The organism is Streptomyces sp. NPDC001568 (genome assembly GCF_042893755.1).
In the GTDB taxonomy this organism is placed as follows: Bacteria; Actinomycetota; Actinomycetes; order Streptomycetales; family Streptomycetaceae; genus Streptomyces.
On the sequence record NZ_JBIAVF010000009.1, the window covers coordinates 74,693 to 95,444 of the forward strand.

The following is a 20,752-nucleotide window of genomic DNA, read 5'->3' on the forward strand; positions in this document are numbered from 1 at the left end:
GCCCCGATCCGGAGGAGCTCGGCCTGGTCGGGCGAGGGCTGGGCGGGCGAGGGTTGCGCCGGGCCCGGTTGCGTCCGCCCCGGTTGCGCCCGCCCGGGCCGGGCGACGCCCCCGGCCCTGCCCGGCCCGACGCCGGTCACAGGGTGAATCCCGCGCCGAGGGCGTCGTACGGGTCGACGGTGAAGGTGTGCTCGCCGGTGCGGTACGCCGTGCCGGTGACCTCGGTGACCCCGCCGTCCAGGACGCGCCCGGTGAACACGGAGCCGACGACCGACTCGTGCAGCAGGTCCTGCCCCGCGCCGAGCCGGCCGTCCTCCGCGAGCAGCACGAGCCGGGCCGAGGTGCCGGAGCCGCAGGGCGAGCGGTCGATCTGGCCGTCGGCGAAGACGGTGACGTTGCGCTGGTGCGGGCCGAACGGAGTGTCGGGCAGCTCCTCGTGGAGGATCACCCCGTACACCCCGGAGAGGAGCGGCCCGTCGGGGTGCCAGGTGGCGGGGTGGCCGGCCAGCGCCGCCCGGATCTCCTGCCCGGCCCGGGTGAGCTCGGGCAGGGCGGCGCGGGTGACCTCCAGCCCGAGGTCCCGGGCCCGGACCGAGGCGTAGCAGGCCCCGGCGTACGCGATGTCCACCTCGGCGACGCCGAGGGTGGTCGCGACCGGCACCTTGCGGGCGCCCACCCGGGCGGGGACGTTGCGGAAGGTGACGCCGGTGGTGCGGCCGTCGGCGCGGTGGACGGTGGCGCGGACCCGGCCGGAGGGCACGTCGACGCGCACCTCGACGTCGCCGTCGGCCGGCGCCGGGACCCGGCCGGTGTCCACGGCCCAGGCGCCGAGGGCCATCGTGCCGTGGCCGCACGCGGTGGAGTAGCCGTCCTTGTGCCAGAACAGCACCCCGAAGTGGGCTCCGTCGTCGTCCGGCGGCACGACGAACCCCCCGTACATCCCGGCGTGTCCGCGCGGCTCGCGCACGAGCAGGCGTCGCACGTCGTCCAGCGGACCGGGGCGCGGCGCGGACCCGCGGCCTCCGGTCCCGATGGCGGTGGCGCAGCGCTCGGCGACGGTGTCGCCGGGGACGGCTGCGCTGCCGGGGTCCGCGGTGTCGACGATCCGGAAGGGTTCGCCGGCGGCGTGGTAGTCGGTGGTCCGTACGGATCTCACAGCAGGAACCCTCCGGGGAAGGGGTCGGACGGGTCGAGGAAGTACTGGGCGGTGCCGGTGATCCAGGCCCGGCCGGTGATCGTGGGGATGACGGCGGGGACGCCGGCGACGGTGGTCCGCGCGGTCAGCCGGCCGGTGAACTCGGTACCGATGAAGGACTCGTTGACGAAGTCGGTGTCGAGCGGCAGCAGACCGCGGGCGTGCAGCTGGGCCATGCGCGCGCTGGTTCCGGTGCCGCAGGGCGAGCGGTCGAACCAGCCGGGGTGGATGGCCATGGCGTGGCGGGAGCGGCGGGCGTCGGAGCCGGGGGCGGCGAGGTAGACGTGCTTGAGGCCGGCGATCGCCGGGTCCTCGGGGTGGACGGGCCGGTCGGGCGAGGCGTTGACGGCGTCCATGACGGCGAGGCCCGCGGCGAGCAGGTCGTCCTTGCGGGTCCGGTCGAAGGGCAGTCCGAGGGAGTCCAGTTCGACGAAGGCGTAGAAGTTGCCGCCGTAGGCGAGGTCGTAGGTGACCGTGCCGAAGCCGGGGACCTCGACCTTCAGGTCGAGGCCGACGCTGAAGGAGGGCACGTTGGTGAGGGTGACGGCGGCGGCGGCGCCGTCCTCGACCCGGACGTCCACCCGGACCGGACCGGCCGGGGTGTCGAGCCGGACGGTGGTGATCGGTTCGACGACCGGGACCATGCCGGTCTCGACGAGGACGGTGGCCACCCCGATGGTGCCGTGGCCGCACATGGGCAGCAGGCCCGACACCTCGATGTAGAGGACGCCGAAGTCGGCGTCGGGCCGGGTCGGGGGTTGGAGGATCGCGCCGCTCATCGCCGCGTGTCCGCGCGGTTCGTACATCAGGAGGGTGCGGACGTGGTCCGAGTGCGCCATGAAGTGGAGCCGTTTCTCGGCCATGGTGGCGCCGGGGATCACGCCGACTCCCCCGGTGATGACCCGGGTCGGCATCCCTTCCGTGTGCGAGTCCACCGCGTGGTAGACGTGGCGCGTGCGCATGGGTTCCCCTCGGGACTGGGCCGGCCCGTCCGGGCGGGCGGGCAGGGCGGTGGCTGAGGTGGGGCCGGTTCCGGACGGGGCCCTGGTACTGCTGCGGACTCTAGGAGAGGCCTTCCGCGAGCGCCTTCTCGGTGGCGGCGCGGACGGCGGCCTCCACGTCGCCGGTGAGCGGGAAGCGGGGCGGGCGGGTGGCTCCGCCGGGGCGGCCGGCAAGGTCCATGGAGAGCTTGATGGCCTGGACGAACTCGGTCTTGGAGTCCCAGCGGAGCAGGGAGTGGAGGGACTTGTAGAGCGGCAGCGCGGTGGTGAGGTCACCGGCGACGGCTGCTCGGTAGAGCGTGGAGCAGGCGGCCGGCAGGGCGTTGGGGTAGCCGGCGATCCAGCCGACGGCTCCGGCGAGGGCGAGTTCGAGGAGTACGTCGTCGGCGCCGATGAGCAGGTCGAGGCCCGGGGCGAGTTCGGCGATCTCGTAGGCGCGTCGGACGTCCCCGCTGAACTCCTTGACGGCGACGACGGAGCCGTCCGCGTGGAGCCGGGCGAGGAGGGCCGGGACGAGGTCCACCTTGGTGTCGATGGGGTTGTTGTACGCGACGACGGGCAGGCCGGCGCGGGCCACCTCGGCGTAGTGGGCGCGTACGGCGGCCTCGTCGGCGCGGTAGGCGTTGGGGGGCAGGAGCAGGACGGAGCCCGCTCCGGCCTCGGCGGCCTGGTCGGCCCAACGCCGGGCCTCGGCGCTGCCGTAGGCGGCGACGCCGGGCATGACGCGGCTGCCGTCACCCGCGGCCTCGACGGCGGTGCGCACGACGCGGGCCCGCTCCTCGTCGGTGAGGGTCTGGTACTCCCCGAGGGAGCCGTTGGGGACCACGCCGTCGCAACCGTTGGCGATCAGCCACTGGACGTGTTCGGCGTAGGCGTCGTAGTCGACGCCGAGGTCCTCGCGCAGGGGCAGGGTGGTGGCCACCATGATTCCGTGCCAGGGGCGGGTGCGGGTGTCGGTGCGGGGCGCGGGGGTGGGCGCGTGGTTCATGAGGTGACTCCCTAGTGTGGTGTGTGACATTTTACTAGTGCGTGTGGCGCGGTCACAAGGGGCCGGCGGTGCCGGGTCGGGGCGGCTGCGTCAGGATCCGCCGGCCGAGGACCGCGATCCGGACGTCGGGCCGCCGCACGAGCCGTTGGTCCCGGTGGATTCCCGCACCGGTAGCGCGGCCAGCTGCCCCAGCGGCACCGGGCAGGAGAGCGGCCTGCGGTCCGGGGCCGGCTCCTCGCCCGCCAGGGCGGCCACGGCCGGGCCGCACATCCGGCCCTGGCACCAGCCCATGCCGGCCCGGGTGAGGAGCTTGACCGTACGGGCGTCGCGCGCGCCGAGCTCGTCGACCGCCTCACGGATCCGGCCCGCCGGGACCTCCTCGCAGCGGCACACGTCGGTCCCGTCGGCCAGCCAGTCGGTCCAGCCCGAACCGGGGCGGTGCGCGGCCGCCATCGCCCCGGCGAAGGTCCGCAGCCGGGCGCGGCGACGGCCGAGTGCGGCCGGGGCGGGCCGACCGGCGATCGCGTGGGCGGCGATCTCCCCTTCGGTCAGGGCGAGTTCGGCGCCGCCGATGCCGCCCGTCTCGCCGGCGGACCAGATGCCGGGGACGGACGTGCGCTGCTCCTCGTCCAGGTCGAGGGCGACGGTGCCGTCCGGGGAGCGGCGGGTGGCGCAGCCGAGGCCGGTCGCGAGCTCCAGTTGGGGCACCAGCCCATGGCCGACGGCGACGGCGTCGCAGCGGATCCGGCGCGAAGTGCCGGGCAGCGGGCGCCAGTCACGGTCCAGGCGCGTGACGGTGACGGCCTCGACCCGGTCGCTCCCATGCGCCTCGGTCACGGCGTGCCGGGTCCGCAGCCGGACGCCGTGGCGCAGCAGGGCGCCGCCGTACGTGGCGCCTTCGGCGAGTTTGCCGGGGTTGCGCAGCAGGGCGCCGGTGTGGGCGGCGTACGAGGTGTACGCGCCGGCCTCGACGACCGCGGGCACGGTGGCCCCGGCCGCGGCGAGGGAGCCGGCCACCGCGAGCAGCAGGGGCCCGCTCCCGGCGACGACGACGCGCCGGCCGGGCAGGACGAGGCCGCCCTTGAGCATGGCCTGGGCCCCGCCGGCGCCGATGACTCCGGGCAGCGTCCAGCCCGGGAAGGGCAGTTGGCGCTCGTGGGCGCCGGTGGCCAGGAGCACGGACCGGGCGTGGACGACGGCGGGCTCCTCCCCCGGACCGGCCACCGCGTGCAGGGTCCAGCCCTCGGCGTCCGGGACCACCGTCCAGACGTGGTGGAAGGAGAGGTACGCGACGCGGCCGGCCGATTCGTGGGCGCGCAGGGCGGCTTCGCGGGTGGCGAAGGCCCGCCAGCCGTGGTGCAGGGCCTCGGGGCGGGTGGCTCCGAGGCCGGGGGCGGGGTGGCGGTAGAACTGGCCGCCGGGGCGCTCGCCGGCGTCGAGGACGGTGACGCGCAGGCCGAGGTTCGCTGCCGTCACGGCGGCGGCCAGGCCGGCGGGGCCGGCGCCGACGACGGCGAGGTCGGCGGGGACCCGGCCGGCCGTGGTCCGGCCGGCGGACGTGGGGGTCGCGGCCGGGGTGGTCGGGCCGCCGGCGCGGGGCGACGGGGCGTCTTCAGACGGCGAGGTCGGCACGGCCGGTTCCTTCCTGGGTCGTGACGGTGTCGCCCGGGCGGGCGGGGACGAGGCAGGCGCGCTGGTTGGGGCGCCCGTTGACGGTGACGAGGCAGTCGTAGCAGCTGCCGATGCCGCAGAACGCCCCCCGGGGCGCGCCGCCTTCGCGGGTGGTGCGCCAGGCGAGGATGCCGGCGGACCAGAGGACGGCCGCGACGCTCTGGCCTGCCTGCGCGGTCAGCTCGCGGCCGTCGAAGCGGAGGACGTACGTCGCCGTGGGGCTGCCGCCCACCAGTGAGCGGGGGGTGCGCATCAGGGGGCTCCTCGGGTGGGCTTGGCCGCGCGGGATGGGGTGGGGGGCGGGGGTTGGGGCGGGGGTTGGGGCGGGGGTTGGGGCGGGACGCCGGAGGCGCGGCCGGGCTGCGGGGCCGGGGCCCGGGGCGGGGGGCGTCCGGGGCGGGCACGATGTGTGGCGCCCTGTGCCGAGCTGCGTCGGTGGGGCGGTAACGCGCGCCAACACATCACGTTTCAGCCCCGGTCGGCCCCCGCCCCGACCCGGACCCCGGCCGGTTCGCCGCCCGCCCGCACCGGCTCTCGTCGGTGGTCATGGGAAGCGGTGGGGGCGGAAGGGGTGGGGGTTCAGGGGTGGGGGGGTGTGCGTGAGGGTGGCGGTGATCAGGGCGGCGGTGGCGGGAGCCAGGCCGATGCCGGCGCCCTCGTGGCCGCAGGCGTGGAGCAGGCCGGGTACGCGGGGGTCGGGGCCGATCGCGGGGAGGTGGTCGGGGAGGTAGGGGCGGAAGCCGTGGTAGGCGCGCAGGACGCGGACGTCGGTCAGGACCGGGAAGAGGGCCGCGGCCTGGCGGGCCAGTCGGCGCAGGGCTTCGGTGGACGGGCTCCGGTCGAAGCCGACGCGTTCGCGGGTCGCGCCGATGAGGACGGGGCCGGCCGGGGTGCCCTCCACGACGGCCGAGGACTGCAGGGCGGCGGACCCGCTGGCGACGTCGGCGATGTAGTCGGCGGCGTAGACCTTGTGCCGGACCACGCGGGGCAGGGGTTCGGTGACGAGGACGAAGCCGCGGCGGGGCAGGACCGGGAGGCCGGCGCCGGCGAGGGCGGCCACGTGGCCGCCCCAGGTGCCCGCCGCGTTGACCACCGCCGGGGCGTGCAGGGTGCGGCGGGGGGTGCGGACCCCGCGCACGGCGCCGTCGGTCAGGAGGATTTCGGTGACCTCCTCGCCCAGGTGGAGGGTCGCTCCCGAGGCGGCCAGGAGGTGGGCGGCGGCCCTGGCCGGTTGGACCTGGGCGTCCTGCGGGTAGTGGAAGCCGCCCGCGAGGCCCGGGGCCAGGTGGGGTTCCAGGTCGTGCAGGGCGTCCGGCCCGATCTCGGTGGAGACGACTCCGGAGGCGCGCTGGCCGTCGGCGAAGCCGCGCAGGGCCTTGAGGGTGGTCTCGTCGGGGGCGACGACCAGGCCGCCCTTGGCCTCGTACTCCGTCTCCGACGGGAGGACGGCCGCGAGTTCGCGCCACAGGGTGGTCGAGAGCAGCGCCAGGTCGAGTTCGGGGCCGGCTTCCTTGTCGGAGACCAGCAGGTTGCCCTCCCCGGCGCCGGTCGTGCCGCCCGCGACGGAACCGCGGTCGACGACCGCCACGGAGAGCCCGGAGCGCGCCGCGTAGTAGGCGCACGCGGCTCCGACGACACCGGCGCCGATGATGACGACGTCCGGGGAGTGGGTCTGGGACACGGCAGTAATATGTCACATTCTTTTGAGGGTGCCTAGGATCCCCGGGCCGGTCCCTCCCCCCGTTCGGATGAGGGACCGGCCCGGGCGCTGATCAGCTGCGGAGCGGACCCTCACAGCTGTAGGAGGAGGTCCCCGCCGTCCTGTTGGTCCAGATCTCCACCGGGCCGAAGGAGCAGTTCATGTCGGCCAGGTTGTTGGAGGCCGCGCCGGCCCGGTCGAGGATGAAGTAGTCGACCGTCTCGGACATGTCCTTGAAGTTCTGGTCGTCGCTGCGCCAGTTCTTCAGGTTCGCGCTGATCCGACCCGTACACGTGAACCGGCGCTTGCCGGGGTCGCCGTTCTCCACGCAGTCCGGGGTGTTGTAGGTGGCCGTCGCGAACGTCGACTTCACCGAGGCGAGCGCGGAGTCGCGCAGCCGGTCGTTGGGCGTGAAGGTGGTGTTCGGTACGTGCAGTTGGTCGACCTTGGCGATCTGGGCGTCCAGGAAGCGGGTGTAGTCGCGCTGGAGGTAGGTGTCCGCGCCCGTCCGGTGGCGCCAGGAGTCGTACGCCGCGACGTCGTTGGCGCGCAGGTGGGTGTACATCTCGCGCAGCAGCGCGGGCTTCTCGGTCCACAGGAACTCGAAGAAGGTCCCGGCGTAGCTGTAGAAGCGGAAGCCGTCGCCGTCGTAGGTGGCGTTGAGCAGTTGCTCGACGGTCATGCGCGGGCCGCCGTTCGCCGTGTCGGCGATGATGCTCTTGACGAGGGACTTGCGGACGGCGATGCCGTTGTCGCGGGTGGCCCCGTCGAAGAACTCGGCCGTGCCCTCGTCCATGGCGGTCGTACGGTCGCTCTCGTACCAGGGGCCTTCGCCGAAGAAGCCGGGTACGGCGTAGCGGCCGTTGAGGTAGTGCGTGTACTCGTGGCGGAAGAGCTCTTCCAGGGTGAGCGAGGAGTCCTGGGGGACGCGGCGCTGGTAGGTGTAGAACGTGGCGCCGTTCTCGATGTAGATGCCGCCGTTGTTGGTGTCGTAGCCCGTCAGGATCGGGTGGTAGTTCTCGTAGTCGGCGCGGGAGCCGTACAGCACGATGTTCAGCGTGGAGTTGGGGTCGCCGGCGAGCGGCTGGTCGGTGCCGAGCACCCGGTGGTACTGGGCCTTGACCTGCTTGCTCGCGTAGTACAGCTGGTCGACGGTGGCCCGGTCGAGGCCGGTGCGGACCTTGATGGCGCCGTTGTCGTAGGTGTAGGTGTACGGGAAGATCTGCTTCTCGATGTCCTCCTTGCACACGCCGTACGGCTTGCAGGCGTCGTAGTAGTTGAGCCAGGAGACGAGCTTGGCCCACTGCTCGCTGCCGTTGCCGAAGTCACGCTTGACCTGCTCCAGCATCCCGCCGAGGTCGGCGGCTATGCCGGCGCGCAGGCCGGCTATCTCGCCGAAGCGGGCGTACTCGCTGAGCGCGTCGCGCACCACCCAGGCGTTGCCGGTTCCCTTGAGGTGGGTGTGGGTCGCGAAGGCCTTGAACGCGGCGCGGTACGAGGGGTCGCCCGCCGCCGCCGCGTGGAAGGCGGCGTCCTGGTTGCCGGGGTAGACGCCCAGGTAGTTGACGGAGAGCGCGGCCAGCGCGGCGCCCGCCCAGGCGGAGTCGAGGTGGGTGGCCGGGTGGGCCGGGTCCATCGTCGCCAGGACCTTCTTGATCAGGCCGAGCTGGTGGTGGCGCAGGCCCGGCGCGCTGGCCGCGTAGAGGGCCTCGCGCAGGGTGTTGGCGTTGGTCCGGGTGGCGTCGAAGGTGCGGGCGGCGGCGCCGAAGTCGGCGATGGCCTGCCGCATGGCGTTCACCGTCGGGGCGTCGGTGACGTCGATCTCGGAACGTGCGTAGTCGTGGTAGGCGACGGCGTGCAGGTAGGTGAACATCTCCTCCAGGTGTGAGGAGTTGCGGCCGTCGTGGGCCGCGGAGAGGGTCGAGATCCGGCGGGAGACCGCCTGGACGTGGGCGTCGGACATGACGGGCGTCAGGCGGGCGTCCCACGTCCAGATGAGGCCCCGCAGGCAGCCGTCGGCGAGGACGGCCTGGTCGCCGAGGAAGTCGGCGAACTGCTCCGGGGTGAGGTTGGTGATCCCGTCAAGGGTGCAGGGGACGCCCGCCGCGACGCTCCGCGCCACGGGCGCCGCCGCGGCGGAGGCCGACGTGCGGCTCTTCTCCGAGCGTTCGGAGGCGGCGGCGGACACCGGCGCCGAGGCGACCGGTGCGGCGCCGGGCACCTGACCGCCGGCCGCGGCCTTGCCGCCGGGGGCCAGGGCGGGCGCCTCGACGGGCTCCTTGGCGTTGGCGAGGCGGTCGACCTCGTCAAAGGGGTTCGGCGTGCCGGCCGGGGCCGCCGGACCGAAGGTGGCGGGCGCAAAGGCGCCGCTCGCGGCGGCGGGGGTGCCCCGCTCGGACGCCTGGGTCACGGCCTGGCCGGCGGTGGCGAGGAGGGTGACCGCCACGGCGGCGGAGAGGAGGGACGTACGCACAGCTCTGTGCTGGGACACCGGTAACTCCTGGTTGGGAGGGAGGTGGGGGAAGTGGTGCGTGAACTGCCCTGCGTCACACGGCGTTTGACGGGGATTAACGTGCCGAGGTGTGAGCTGTAACATAGTAATGTGAAATTGCACTGACAAGACCTGTGCGCCCACCAGTTCGGTACTTCTTGAGGGAGCCTCCGTGACCGACCACCCCTCCGGCCTCCACATCGGCAGTCACGACCTGCCGGTATCAGCCGAGTTGTCCCGCTTCATGGCGGCGGACTGGGCGGCCTCCCCGCTGCCCGACACGGCCCGCGTCCCCGCCCACTCCGTGACCCCCGCACGCCGGGCCCGCCTCTCGGCGCTCTTCCCGGGCGAGCGGCTCGTCGTACCGGCCGGCGAACTGAAGGTCCGCTCCAACGACTGCGACCACCGCTTCCGCCCGCACAGCGCGTACGCCTGGCTCACCGGCCTGACCGGCGAGGACCAGGTGGGGCACGTCCTGGTGCTGGAGCCCGCCGGGCCGAGCGGCCACGAGGCGGTGCTCCACCTACGGCCGCGCTCGCCCCGGGCCGGCGGCAACGAGGAGTTCTACCGCGACCGCCGCTACGGCGAGTTCTGGGTCGGCCGGCGCCCCGACCTGGCGGAGGCCGAACGGCTGACCGGCATCCGCTGCGCCCACCTGGACACCCTCGGCGCCCCGCCCGCCCGCGACGCCTCCACCGACCCCGAGCTGGCCCGCGCCCTGTCGGAGCTGCGGCTGGTCAAGGACGCGTGGGAGGTCGACCAGCTCCAACGGGCCGTCGACCACACCACCGCCGGGTTCGAGGACGTCGTACGGGCCCTGCCGCGCGCCCTCGCCCACCCGCGCGGCGAGCGCTGGATCGAGGGCGTCTTCGGCCTGCGCGCCCGGGCCGAGGGCAACGGCACCGGCTACGACACGATCGCCGCCTCCGGCGCCCACGCCTGCGTGCTGCACTGGATCCGCAACGACGGCCGACTGAACGGCGACGACCTGCTGCTGCTCGACGCGGGCGTCGAGACGGACACCCTGTACACCGCCGACATCACCCGCACGCTCCCCCTGTCGGGACGCTTCTCCCCGGTCCAACGGCAGGTGTACGAACTGGTGCTCGCCGCCCAGGACGCCGGCATGGCGGCGTTGCGCCCGGGCGCAAGCTTCCGCGACTTCCACCGGGCCGGGATGCGCGTCATCGCCGAGGGGCTGGCCGAATGGGGCGTCCTGAAGGACGCGCGGGGCGACCTGCACCGGCGGTACACCCTGTGCAGCAGCGGCCACATGCTCGGGCTCGACGTCCACGACTGCGCGCGGGCGCGGGCCGACGCCTACCTGGACGGGGTCCTGGAGGAGGGCCAGGTCCTCACCGTGGAACCCGGCCTCTACCTCCAGCCCGACGACGAGACCCTCCCGGTCGAGCTGCGCGGCATCGGCGTGCGCATCGAGGACGACCTGGTCATCACCTCGGACGGCGCCCGCCTGATGTCCGCGGCCCTGCCCCGCACGGTCGCGGGCATCGAGGAGTGGATGGGCACCCTCCTGGAGGGATAGCTCGCGTGCGCGCCGGGGCCCCGGTCAGGGCAGCACGGCGATGCCGTCGAGTTCGACCAGGGCCTCGGTGTCCCACAGCCGTACGACGCCGATCACGGCCATCGCCGGATAGTCCCGGCCCGCCAACCGCCGCCATACGCGGCCCAGTTCGCCCGCGTGCTCCCGGTAGGCGGCCACGTCCGCCGCGTACACGGTGACCCGGGCCAGGTCGGCCGGGGCGCCGCCCGCGGCGGCGAGGGCGGCCAGCAGGTTGGTCAGGGCCTGCTCGAACTGCTCGGGCAGGGTCCGCCCCACCACCTTCCCGGCGCCGTCGAGGGCGGTCTGGCCCGCCAGGAACACGAGCCGACCACCGCCGGCGACGACCGCGTGCGAGAAGCCGGTCGCCGGGGACAGCTCCTGCGGGTTGACGCGTTCCAGGCTCATCGGGCCGCCACCTCCCGGTAGAGCTCCTTCGCGATGATCGTGCGCTGCACCTCGCTGGCGCCCTCGTAGATCCGGGGTGCCCGCACCTCCCGGTAGAGGTGCTCCAGGAGGTGGCCCCTGCGCAGGGCGGCCGCCCCGTGCAGCTGGACCGCGTGGTCGACGACGTACTGGGCGGTCTCGGTGGCGAGGAGCTTGGCCATCGCCACCCGGCGGGGGACGTCGGGCGCGCCCCGGTCGTGGGCTCCGGCGGCGGCGTAGACCAGCAGCCGGGCGGCCTCCGTGCGGGTGGCCATCTCGGCGACCCGGTGGGCCACGGCCTGGAGGTCGGCCAGGACCCCGCCGAACGCGGTCCGACCGGCGGTGTGCGCGAGGGTGGCGTCCAGGGCCGCCCGGGCCATGCCGACGGCGAACGCGCCGACGCTCGGCCGGAACAGGTTCAGCGTGCTCATCGCGACGCGGAAGCCCTGCCCGGGTTCCCCGAGGACGTCCTCGGGTCCGACGGGCACGCCGTCGAAGGCGAGGGAGCCGATCGGGTGCGGCGACAGCATGTCGAGGGCCTCGCCGGTCAGCCCTTCCCGGTCCCCCGGGACCAGGAAGGCGGTGATGCCCTTGACGCCCGGCGCCTCACCCGTCCGGGCGAACACGGTGTAGAAGTCCGCTTCGGGGGCGTTGGAGATCCAGCACTTGGCGCCGGTCAGCCGCCAGCCCGGCCCGTCCGGTTCGGCCGCCAGGGCCAGGGCCGCCGCGTCCGAGCCGGCCCCCGGCTCGCTGAGCGCGAAGGCCGCGACCGTCCTGCCCTCCCGTACGCCCGGCAGCCAGCGATCCCGCTGTTCCGCGGTGCCGGCGCCGAGGACCGGGTGGGCGCCGAGGCCCTGGAGGGCCAGCGCGGTCTCCGCCTCCGTGCATCCGTAGGCCAAGGACTCCCGCAGCAGGCACAGCTCCAGCGCACCGGCGGTGAACACCTTGTCCAGCAGGCCCAGTTCACCGAGGGCCGCGAGCAGCGGCCGGTTGACCCGGCCGGGTTCGCCCTTCTCGGCGAGCGGCCTGAGCCGCTCCCCCGCCAGGGTGCGCAGCCCGGCGCACCATTGTTCTTCTTCCGCCCCGAGCGCGAATCCGGTCATCCGAATGCCCCAGTTCTATCGCGTCCTGTTGACTGCCGTCACCATCACGATACGCTCGTGACGCGACCGCACGGCCGGCTCCACCTCAATCCGGACGTTGCAAGGGGGCGAACCCGCCTTGGAGCTCATGCCTTCCGCTCACGCCGACACTTTTGCCCGGGACCACCTGCCGCCGGCACACGCCTGGCCGCAGTTGCTGTTCGAACTGCCCGAACTGGCCTACCCCGACCGGCTGAACTGCGGGGCCGAGCTGCTCGACGCCACGATCGCCCGGTTCGGGCCGGACCGGCCGGCGTTCCGCAGCGGTTCGGGCGAGGTGTGGTCGTACGGGGAACTGCGCGAGCGCGTGGACCGCCTCGCCCACGTCCTCACCGTCGACCTGGGGGTGGTCCCCGGCAACCGGGTGCTGCTGCGCGGCCCCACCGGGCCCTGGCTCGCCGCGTGCTGGCTGGCGGTCATGAAGGCGGGCGCGGTGGCCGTCACCGTACTGGCCCAGCAGCGGGCGCAAGAGCTGGCCACGGTGTGCGCCATGGCCAGGGTGCGGCACGCCGTGTGCCACGTGAGCGCCCTCGACGACCTGGCCAAGGCCGAGGTCCCGGGCCTGCGGATCACCGCGTACGGCGGTGATGCCCCGGACGACCTGCTGCGGCTGGCCGAGGCCCACCCGGCGCCGTACGAGGCGGTGGAGACCTCCGCCGACGACGTGGCGCTGATCGCGTTCACCTCCGGGACCACCGGCCGCCCCAAGGGCTGCATGCACTTCCACCGGGACCTGCTCGCCGTCGCCGACACCTTCTCGGCCGGCGTGCTGCGTCCCCGCCCCGACGACGTGTTCGCGGGCAGTCCCCCGCTCGGCTTCACCTTCGGGCTCGGCGGGCTGGTGGTGTTCCCACTGCGCGCCGGTGCCTGCGCGCTGCTGCTGGAGCAGGCCGCGCCCCGGGTGCTGCTGCCGGCGCTCGCGGAACACCGGGTGACCGTGCTGTTCACCGCGCCCACCGCCTACCGGTCGATGCTGGACACGCTCGGCCCGTACGACACGGGCGCGTACGACCTGTCCGCGCTGCGCCGCTGCGTGTCGGCGGGCGAGAACCTGCCCGAGGCGACCTGGCGGGCCTGGTACGAGCGCACCGGCCTGCGCATCATCAACGGCATCGGGGCGACCGAGCTGCTGCACATCTTCATCTCGGCGGCGGACGAGGACATCCGGCCCGGTACGACCGGCCGGGTGGTGCCGGGTTGGCAGGCCCGGGTCGTGGACCCCTCGGGGCGGCCGGTGGCGGACAACGAGCCGGGGTTGCTGGCGGTGCGCGGGCCGGTGGGGTGCCGCTACCTGGCCGACCCCCGGCAGGGCGAGTACGTACGGGACGGCTGGAACCTGACCGGCGACACCTACGTCCGCGACGCGGAGGGCTACTTCCGGTACGTCGCCCGGGCCGACGACATGATCATCTCCTCGGGGTACAACATCGCGGGTCCCGAGGTCGAGGAGGCGATGCTGCGCCACCCGGACGTGGTGGAGGCGGCGGTGGTCGGCCGGCCCGACGAGCGGCGCGGGCAGGTGGTGGTGGCGTACACGGTGCTGCGCGAGGGCGCGGTGCTGAGCGAGGAGGCGCTGCGGACCTTCGTGCGCGGTGAGCTGGCCCCGCACAAGTGCCCGCGTTCCTTCGTCTTCCTGCCGGCGCTGCCGCGGACCGCGACCGGCAAACTTCAACGGTTCCGGCTGCGCGATCTAGAGTGAACCCGTGGCCGAGCAGCACACTCCGCGATCCTTGATCGTCACCTTCTACGGCGCCTACGGACGGTCCTTCGAGGGTCCCGTACCGGTGTCCGCCCTGGTCCGCCTGCTGGGCGCGGCCGGGGTCGACGCGCCCTCCGTCCGTTCGTCGGTGTCCCGTCTGAAGCGGCGTGGCTTCCTGGAGCCCGCGCGGGCCGCGGACGGAGCGGCCGCATACGCCCTGTCCGAGGAGGCCCGCCAGCTGCTGGAGGACGGCGACCGGCGGATCTACGGCGACGTGCCCGTATCGGAGGAGTGGCTCGTCGCGGTCTTCTCCGTCCCGGAGCAGGAGCGCCACAAGCGGCACCTGCTGCGCTCGCGGCTGGCCCGGCTGGGTTTCGGGGCCGTCGCCCCGGGCGTGTGGATCGCCCCGGCGCACCTGGCCGGGGAGACCGGCCACACGCTGGAGCGGCTGCACCTGACGGCGTACGTGGAGCTGTTCCGCGGCGGCCACCTCGGTTTCGCCCCGACGGCCGAGGCCGTGGCCCGCTGGTGGGACCTGGCGGCGCTGGCCAAGCAGCACGAGGAGTTCCTCGACCTGCACGAGCCGGCCCTGCGGGCCCTGCAATCGGGCTCCGAGCCGACGCCCGAGGAGGCGTACCGGACGTACCTGCCGGCCCTGGACACCTGGCGGCGCCTGCCGTACGCGGACCCGGGGCTGCCGCGCGAGCTGCTGCCCGCGGACTGGCCGGGCGACCGTGCGGCGGCCGTCTTCGCCGAGCTCCACGCCCGGCTGCGGGAGACGGGCGCACTGTTCGTGCGGGAGTAGGGCGCTCGGGGCGCGGGCGCGGGCCGTGTCCCGCGCGGGCCGCCCCGCCGCGAACGCCTGCCGGGGCCGGGCGGGGCCGGGTGGGGCCGGGTGGAAACTCCGGTGCGCGGGGCCCCACGGGCCGGGCACGATGGGTCATGACCTGGACCTTCAGCAATGATCTGACGGCCTTCCTGGCCGTCGCGCGCCCGGCCGTGGCCGCGCAGCCCGTCGTCAACACCATCCTGCTGACCGTCGCCGACTCGCTGGAGCGGCGCGGCCCCCACGCCCACGGCCCCACCGACCCCGTCTTCGGCTGGTGGACCGGCTCCGACGGGGTCGTCGCCGGCGGCCTGCTGCGCACTCCGCCGTTCCCCCTGCTGCTCGGCGCACTGCCCCCGGAAGCCTTACCGGCACTGGGGGCCGCCCTCACCTCGGAGCCGCTGCTCGCGGGGGTCGCCGGCTTCGACGCCCGCAGCGCGGACGCGCGGATCCTGGCCGGGGCGTGGGGGGCGCCGGTCCGGGTCGTGGAGGAGACCCGGCTGTACCGGCTGGGCACCCTGGCCGCCCCGCGCCCGCTGCCGCCGGGGCGGGCCCGGCCCGCGCGGGAGGCCGACCTGCCGCTGCTGCTGGAGTGGGTCACGGAGTTCAACCGGGAGGTCGACAGCCCCGGCACGGCCTCCCCGGCGGCCCTGCGCGACCGGATCTCGTACGGCGGCTTCCTGCTGTGGGAGCACGCGGGCACCCCGGTGTCCGTGGCCGGATTCTCCCGCCCGATCGGCTCCGCCTCCCGGATCGGCCCGGTGTACACCCCGCCCGGGGAGCGCGGGCGGGGCTACGCGGCCGGGGTGACGCACGCCGCGACCGAGGGGGCGCACGCGGCCGGCGCGCGCGAGGTGCTGCTCTTCACCGACCTGGCCAACCCGACCAGCAACGGCGTCTACCAGCGCCTCGGCTACGTCCCGTTCGACGACCGGCTCCACCTGGAAGCGGTGTGAATCCTCCCCTCCCTGACGGGAAGGGATTCCTCACCCTCCAGGGCTGATCGGGGATTTCTGGCTCACACCGTCAGCCCCGGCCCGTCGGAGGTTTGCGGCTGCCCGCGCGGTACGGGTCCGGCCAGGGGGCGGCCGGGCCCGCGTAGTCCTGGTCGGCAGCCGCGTGCAGGGTCCAGTTCGGGTCGTAGAGGTGGGGGCGGCCGACCGCGCACAGGTCGGCGCGGCCCGCCAGGAGCAGGGAGTTGACGTCGTCCCAGGAGGAGATGGCGCCGACCGCGATGACGGGGATGCCCAGGGCGTTGCGGATCCGGTCGGCGTGCGGGGTCTGGTAGGAGCGCCCGTACTCGGGCTGTTCGTCGGCCACCACCTGGCCCGTGGACACGTCGACGGCGTCGGCTCCGTGGGCGGCGAACGCGGCGGCGATCCGCTCGGCCTCCTCGGGCGTGGTACCGCCGGGGGCCCAGTCGGTCGCGGAGAGGCGGACGGTCGTCGGGCGGTCCTGCGGCCAGACCTCGCGGACCGCGTCGAAGACCTCCAGCGGGAACCGCAGCCGGTTCTCCAGGGGGCCGCCGTAGGCGTCGTCGCGGTGGTTGGTGAGCGGGGACAGGAAGCCGGACAGCAGGTAGCCGTGGGCGCAGTGCAGTTCCAGCAGGTCGAAGCCGCAGTCCGCGGCGCGTACGGCGGCTGCCGCGAACTCGGAGCGGATCGCGCCGAGGTCGTCGGTGGCCAGGGCGCGCGGGACGGCGGACAGGCCCGGTTTCCAGGGCAGGGCGGAGGCAGCGACGAGCGGCCAGTTGTCCTGCGGGAGGGGTTCGTCCATGCCCTCCCACATGACGCGCGTCGAGCCCTTGCGGCCGGAGTGGCCGAGCTGGACGCCGAGGGCCGCGCCGGGGGCGGAGGTGTGCACGAAGTCCACGATCCGCTTCCAGGCGGTGGCCTGGTCGGCCGTCCACAGGCCGGCGCAGGCGGGCGTGATGCGGCCCTCGGGGCTCACGCAGACCATCTCGGTCATGACGAGACCGGCTCCGCCCAGGGCCCGCGCGCCCAGGTGGACCAGGTGGAAGTCCCCGGGCACCCCGTCCCGTGCGGAGTACATGTCCATGGGCGAGACGACGACGCGGTTGCGCAGGGTCAGCCCGCGCAGGGTGAACGGGGTGAACATCGGCGGCGTTCCCGGGCCGGTCGCGTCCCGCCTGTCCTGCACGTCCTGCACGTCCCGCGCTTCCCCCCGCGCGACCCGCGCGTCCCGCGGATCCGGCGCGTCCTGTTGCGGGCAGCCGAAGTCCCGTTCCACCGCGCGGGTGAAGCGGGGGTCGCGCAGCCGGAGGTTGTCGTGGGTGACGCGGCGGCTGCGGGTGAGCAGGTTGAAGGCGAACTGCCGGGCCGGTTGGCCGACGTACGAGTCGATCCCCTCGAACCAACGCATGCTGGCGGCGGCCGCCCGCTGGGTGCTGGCCACCGCCGGGCGCCGGTCCTGCTCGTACGCCGCGAGGGCCTCGGGTACGCCGTGCCCGGCGGCCCGCGCCGCTTCCAGCGCGTCGGTGAGCGCGAGGGCGTCCTCGACGGCGAGTTTCGTGCCGGAGCCGATGGAGAAGTGGGCGGTGTGCGCGGCGTCGCCGACCAGGGCGACGTTCGCGTGCGACCACTGCCCGCACGTCACGGTCGGGAAGCGGGTCCAGGCCGAGCGGTTGCCGCGCAGGGGCCGGCCCCGCAGGGCGTCGGCGAAGGTCTTGGCGCAGCGGGCCGCCGACTCGTCCTCGTCGCAGAGGTCGAACCCGGCCGCCCGCCACACCTCCTCGCGCATCTCGACGATCACGGTGGAGGCGTCGGCGGCGTAGGGGTAGGCGTGCAGTTGCATCACGCCGTGCTCGGTCTCGGCGATCTCGAAGCGGAACGCTTCGAAGGCGAAGTCGGCGGCGAGCCAGATGTAGCGGCAGCGTCCTTCGGTGACCGTGGGCCGGAAGTGCGCGGCGCCGGCCGTACGGGTGGCGCTGTGCACCCCGTCGGCGGCGACGACCAGGTCGTGGCCGGCGGCGAGGGCGAAGGCGTCGGGGGCGTCGGCGCGGAAGCGCAGCCGGACCCCGAGGCCGGCGCAGCGCTCGTGCAGGATCTCCAGCAGCCGGCGCCGGCCGAGTGCCGCGAAGCCGTGGCCACCGGAGGTGAGCAGTCGACCGCGGTGGACGACGTCCACGTCGTCCCAGCGGACGAACTCGGCGCCGAGCGCGGCGTGGACGACGGTGTCGGCGCGCTCGATGCCGCCGAGGGTCTCGTCGGAGAGGACGACACCGAAGCCGAAGGTGTCGTCGGGGGCCCGGCGTTCCCAGACCTCGACGAGGTGGCCCTGCCGGGCCAGGAGTGCGGCGGTGTACAGACCGCCGGGCCCCCCGCCGACGACGGCCACCCGCAGGGCGCTCGCGGTCATCCGGCTACCTGCCCTTCCACTGCGGCGGACGCTTCCCGGTGAAGGCCGCGTGGAACTCCGCGTAGTCCTGGCCGTGCATGAGGAGGGCCTGGGTGTTGGCGTCCAGCTCGACCGACGCGGCCAGCGGCATGTCGAGTTCCGCGGTCAGCAGGGCCTTGGTCTGGGCGTGGGCGAGGGCGGGTCCGGCGGCGAGGCGGGCGGCCAGTTCGGCCGCCCGGGCGTCCGCCTTGCCCTCGTCGACCAGTTCGCTCAGCAGCCCGATCCGCTCCGCCTCGGCGGCGCGTACGGGCTCTCCGAGCATGAGGAGCCGGGTGGCGTGGCCGAGGCCGACGACCCGGGGCAGCAGGTAGGCCGCGCCCATGTCGCCGCCGGAGAGTCCGACCCGGGTGAAGAGGAACGCGAAGCGGGCGGTGGGGTCGGCGATCCGGAAGTCGGCGGCGAGGGCGAGGACGGCGCCCGCGCCGGCGGCCACGCCGTGCACGGCGGCGATCACCGGGAAGGGGCATTCGCGGATCGCTCGGACCACCTGGCCGGTCATCCGGTTGAAGTCGAGGAGTTCGGCGGTGTCCATGGCGAGGGTGGCGCCGATGATCTCGTCCACGTCTCCGCCGGAGCAGAAGCCGCGTCCCCCGCCGGCCAGGACGAGGGCGCGCACGGAGCGTTCGCGGGACAGTTCGGCGAGCAGGTCGCGCAGGTCGGCGTAGGCGCCGAAGGTGAGCGCGTTCAGCTTCTCGGGGCGGTCGAGGGTGACGGTGGCCACGCCGTCCTGCCGGGTCACCCGCAGGTGGCGCCACCGTTCGGTCGCTGGTGTGGAACCGGTGAAGGGGCTCACGGAACCGACGGTATCACCGACTCTTGACCACCGTCACAGAAACGCGACAGAAGGGTTCTCCGGCCGAGCACATGCGGGCGCGGACCCTGGGCACACGCGGGGCGAGGCACGGTCGGGGGGTGGGGGCGACGAAGGTCCCGCGCGATCGATGACCGTCGCCCCTCGGCATTCGGACGGGGCGCCCTACGAGGCGGCGCCGAAGGTTCGTATGGTTGAAACCGGGAGTTCCCTTTCCCGCAACCGGACAGTCCCCCCTGCGCCGGGACGATCCGCCCCGCGCGTCATCGCACACCCACGGAACGGAGGCCTGTCGTGCCCGATCCCGCCGCCTGGCGGATCGCCCTCCCGCACACGGCCGCCGCCGTGCCCCTCGCCCGGGCGCTGGTGCGGACCGCGCTCACGGAGGCCGAGCCGGCCGCCGACAGCGACACCGCGGAACTGCTGACGGCCGAGCTGGTCGCCAACGCCGTGGAGCACACCGTCGCGGGCGCGGGGATCGAGCTGTTCGTGGAGCTGCTGGCGAGCGGCTGCCGGGTCGAGGTCCACGACGGGGACCCCTACCCCCCGGGCGACCTGACCGCCCGACCGGACGACACGCACCCGGACCCGTGGCAGGAGCACGGCCGCGGTCTCCTGCTGATCCGGACGCTGAGTTCCGCCTGCGGCCACCGTCCCACCGCGCACGGCAAGGCCGTGTGGTTCACCCTCGTGGCGCGCGCCGCGGCCGGCGCGGACGCCTGCGTTCCGGGCCCCCGCGCATGACTATGCGAGCGGCCTCGCGAGCGTGGCCACCAGTACGGCCTTGATCGTGTGGAGCCGGTTCTCGGCCTGGTCGAAGACGACGGAGTGCGCCGATTCGAACACCTCGTCCGTGACCTCCAGCGAGTCCAGGCCGTACCGCGCGTGGATGTCCCGCGCGACCTCGGTCCCGAGGTCGTGGTAGGCGGGCAGGCAGTGCAGGAACTTCACGTCCGGATTGCCCGTCGCCCGCAGCACGTCCATGGTGACGGCGTACGGGGCCAGCGCCTCGATCCGCTCGGCCCAGACCTCCTTGGGCTCGCCCATCGACACCCACACGTCGGTGGCCACGAAGTCGGCCTGCGCGACGCCCTCGGCGACGTCCTCGGTGAGGGTGATCCGGGCCCCGGAGGCCGCGGCCAGCTCGCGGGCCCGGGCCACGACGGCCTCGGCCGGCCAGTACTCCTTCGGCGCGACGATCCGCACGTCCATGCCGAGCAGCGCGCCGGTCACCAGGTAGGAGTTGCCCATGTTGAAACGGGCGTCGCCGAGGTAGGCGAAGGCGGTCCGCTCCAGGGGCTTGCCGCCGTGCTCGATGACGGTGAGCACGTCGGCGAGCATCTGCGTGGGATGCCAGTCGTTCGTCAGGCCGTTGAAGACGGGCACGCCGGCGTGGGCGGCGAGCTCCTCGACGGCGGGCTGGCTGTCACCCCGGTACTCGATCCCGTCGAACATCCGGCCGAGGACGCGCGCGGTGTCGCGGACGGACTCCTTGTGCCCCATCTGGGAGCCGGACGGGTCCAGGTACACGGTGCCGGCGCCCTGGTCCGCGGCGGCCACCTCGAAGGCGCAGCGGGTGCGCGTGGAGGTCTTCTCGAAGATCAGCGCGATGTTCCTGCCCACCAGGCGCCGCTCCTCGGTCCCGGCCTTCTTCGCCGCCTTGAGCTCGGCCGCCAGCTCGACCAGGCCGCGGAACTCGGCGGCGGTGAAGTCGAGCTCCTTGAGGAAACTGCGGCCGAAGAGGTCGGTGGCCATGGGGACTCTCCAGTGTGACGCTGACGGGGAATGCTGGAAGTCTATACGACGCCCTGTATTGATATACATACCC

At 74.3% G+C, this 20,752-nt stretch carries 17 protein-coding genes; 5 read left to right on the plus strand and 12 right to left on the minus strand.

Features of this window, described 5'->3' with window-relative positions; translation table 11 throughout:
• Window positions 1–136: 136 nt before the first annotated feature.
• From ACFY0I_RS18115 to ACFY0I_RS18145, 7 genes are all read right to left on the minus strand, one after another.
• A complete protein-coding gene (locus ACFY0I_RS18115; RefSeq protein ID WP_388896392.1) occupies window positions 137–1,156 on the minus strand; it encodes a proline racemase family protein in 1,020 nt (339 codons plus the stop codon).
• The gene (locus ACFY0I_RS18120) at window positions 1,153–2,157 is read right to left on the minus strand and encodes a proline racemase family protein (RefSeq protein ID WP_388896395.1); all 1,005 of its coding nucleotides are present in this window, start codon (window positions 2,155–2,157) and stop codon (window positions 1,153–1,155) included. Before ACFY0I_RS18120 ends, ACFY0I_RS18115 begins: the two co-directional genes overlap by 4 nt.
• 100 nt (window positions 2,158–2,257) lie before the next feature.
• Window positions 2,258–3,184, minus strand: a complete 927-nt coding sequence (locus ACFY0I_RS18125; RefSeq protein WP_388896398.1) for a dihydrodipicolinate synthase family protein — start codon at window positions 3,182–3,184, stop codon at window positions 2,258–2,260.
• Between the two features lie 90 nt (window positions 3,185–3,274).
• Window positions 3,275–4,816 carry an NAD(P)/FAD-dependent oxidoreductase gene (locus tag ACFY0I_RS18130; protein WP_388896401.1) on the minus strand — a complete coding sequence of 514 codons (1,542 nt, stop codon included), beginning with the start codon at window positions 4,814–4,816 and terminating at the stop codon, window positions 3,275–3,277.
• Window positions 4,797–5,111 (minus strand): (2Fe-2S)-binding protein, encoded by a 315-nt coding sequence (locus ACFY0I_RS18135; RefSeq protein ID WP_388896883.1) that lies wholly within the window; start codon window positions 5,109–5,111, stop codon window positions 4,797–4,799. Before ACFY0I_RS18135 ends, ACFY0I_RS18130 begins: the two co-directional genes overlap by 20 nt.
• A gap of 288 nt (window positions 5,112–5,399) precedes the next feature.
• The gene (locus ACFY0I_RS18140) at window positions 5,400–6,536 is read right to left on the minus strand and encodes an NAD(P)/FAD-dependent oxidoreductase (protein ID WP_388896404.1); all 1,137 of its coding nucleotides are present in this window, start codon (window positions 6,534–6,536) and stop codon (window positions 5,400–5,402) included.
• Window positions 6,537–6,627: 91 nt separating this feature from the next.
• Window positions 6,628–9,045 carry a collagenase gene (locus ACFY0I_RS18145; RefSeq protein ID WP_388896406.1) on the minus strand — a complete coding sequence of 806 codons (2,418 nt, stop codon included), beginning with the start codon at window positions 9,043–9,045 and terminating at the stop codon, window positions 6,628–6,630.
• A gap of 172 nt (window positions 9,046–9,217) precedes the next feature.
• Between ACFY0I_RS18145 and ACFY0I_RS18150 the strand changes: the two genes are divergently transcribed.
• The gene (locus ACFY0I_RS18150) at window positions 9,218–10,588 is read left to right on the plus strand and encodes an aminopeptidase P family protein (protein ID WP_388896409.1); all 1,371 of its coding nucleotides are present in this window, start codon (window positions 9,218–9,220) and stop codon (window positions 10,586–10,588) included.
• Window positions 10,589–10,612: 24 nt separating this feature from the next.
• Here ACFY0I_RS18150 and ACFY0I_RS18155 read toward each other — a convergent pair whose 3' ends face one another.
• Together ACFY0I_RS18155 and ACFY0I_RS18160 are read right to left on the minus strand one after the other, a co-directional pair.
• Window positions 10,613–11,011, minus strand: coding sequence for a RidA family protein (locus ACFY0I_RS18155; RefSeq protein ID WP_388896413.1), 399 nt, complete (start codon window positions 11,009–11,011; stop codon window positions 10,613–10,615).
• On the minus strand, window positions 11,008–12,132 hold the full coding sequence (locus tag ACFY0I_RS18160; RefSeq protein ID WP_388896416.1) for an acyl-CoA dehydrogenase family protein: 1,125 nt from the start codon (window positions 12,130–12,132) through the stop codon (window positions 11,008–11,010). The genes ACFY0I_RS18155 and ACFY0I_RS18160 overlap by 4 nt, the downstream gene beginning before the upstream one ends.
• Window positions 12,133–12,259: 127 nt before the next feature.
• On the opposite strand from ACFY0I_RS18160, the gene ACFY0I_RS18165 reads away from it, so the two are divergent.
• The 3 genes from ACFY0I_RS18165 to ACFY0I_RS18175 all read left to right on the plus strand — a co-directional run bounded on the left by ACFY0I_RS18165 (window position 12,260) and on the right by ACFY0I_RS18175 (window position 15,652).
• Window positions 12,260–13,870 (plus strand): AMP-binding protein, encoded by a 1,611-nt coding sequence (locus ACFY0I_RS18165; RefSeq protein WP_388896419.1) that lies wholly within the window; start codon window positions 12,260–12,262, stop codon window positions 13,868–13,870.
• 4 nt (window positions 13,871–13,874) lie between these two features.
• Window positions 13,875–14,675, plus strand: coding sequence for a PaaX family transcriptional regulator C-terminal domain-containing protein (locus ACFY0I_RS18170; RefSeq protein WP_388896422.1), 801 nt, complete (start codon window positions 13,875–13,877; stop codon window positions 14,673–14,675).
• Between the two features lie 137 nt (window positions 14,676–14,812).
• Entirely contained in the window at window positions 14,813–15,652 is an 840-nt protein-coding gene (locus ACFY0I_RS18175) for a GNAT family N-acetyltransferase (RefSeq protein WP_388896425.1), read from the plus strand.
• Between the two features lie 70 nt (window positions 15,653–15,722).
• Here ACFY0I_RS18175 and ACFY0I_RS18180 read toward each other — a convergent pair whose 3' ends face one another.
• Together ACFY0I_RS18180 and ACFY0I_RS18185 are read right to left on the minus strand one after the other, a co-directional pair.
• Window positions 15,723–18,074, minus strand: coding sequence for a bifunctional salicylyl-CoA 5-hydroxylase/oxidoreductase (locus tag ACFY0I_RS18180; RefSeq protein ID WP_388896428.1), 2,352 nt, complete (start codon window positions 18,072–18,074; stop codon window positions 15,723–15,725).
• A 4-nt stretch (window positions 18,075–18,078) separates the two neighbouring features.
• Window positions 18,079–18,906 carry an enoyl-CoA hydratase family protein gene (locus tag ACFY0I_RS18185; RefSeq protein ID WP_388896431.1) on the minus strand — a complete coding sequence of 276 codons (828 nt, stop codon included), beginning with the start codon at window positions 18,904–18,906 and terminating at the stop codon, window positions 18,079–18,081.
• Window positions 18,907–19,218: 312 nt separating this feature from the next.
• Between ACFY0I_RS18185 and ACFY0I_RS18190 the strand changes: the two genes are divergently transcribed.
• Window positions 19,219–19,668: an ATP-binding protein gene (locus tag ACFY0I_RS18190; RefSeq protein WP_388896433.1), complete on the plus strand. Its 450-nt coding sequence runs from the start codon at window positions 19,219–19,221 to the stop codon at window positions 19,666–19,668.
• On the opposite strand, the gene argF is transcribed toward ACFY0I_RS18190, so the two are convergent.
• Window positions 19,669–20,679, minus strand: a complete 1,011-nt coding sequence (gene argF / locus ACFY0I_RS18195) for an ornithine carbamoyltransferase (RefSeq protein WP_388896436.1) — start codon at window positions 20,677–20,679, stop codon at window positions 19,669–19,671.
• Window positions 20,680–20,752 lie beyond the last annotated feature (73 nt).

Coding starts and splice junctions, on each gene's coding strand:
- ACFY0I_RS18120 (WP_388896395.1), bottom strand. CDS start 2,157: ATGCGCACGCGCCACGTCTACCACGCGGTGGACTCGCACACGGAAGGG.
- ACFY0I_RS18125 (WP_388896398.1), bottom strand. CDS start 3,184: ATGAACCACGCGCCCACCCCCGCGCCCCGCACCGACACCCGCACCCGC.
- ACFY0I_RS18155 (WP_388896413.1), bottom strand. CDS start 11,011: ATGAGCCTGGAACGCGTCAACCCGCAGGAGCTGTCCCCGGCGACCGGC.
- ACFY0I_RS18160 (WP_388896416.1), bottom strand. CDS start 12,132: ATGACCGGATTCGCGCTCGGGGCGGAAGAAGAACAATGGTGCGCCGGG.
- ACFY0I_RS18165 (WP_388896419.1), top strand. CDS start 12,260: ATGCCTTCCGCTCACGCCGACACTTTTGCCCGGGACCACCTGCCGCCG.
- ACFY0I_RS18175 (WP_388896425.1), top strand. CDS start 14,813: ATGACCTGGACCTTCAGCAATGATCTGACGGCCTTCCTGGCCGTCGCG.
- ACFY0I_RS18180 (WP_388896428.1), bottom strand. CDS start 18,074: ATGACCGCGAGCGCCCTGCGGGTGGCCGTCGTCGGCGGGGGGCCCGGC.
- argF (WP_388896436.1), bottom strand. CDS start 20,679: ATGGCCACCGACCTCTTCGGCCGCAGTTTCCTCAAGGAGCTCGACTTC.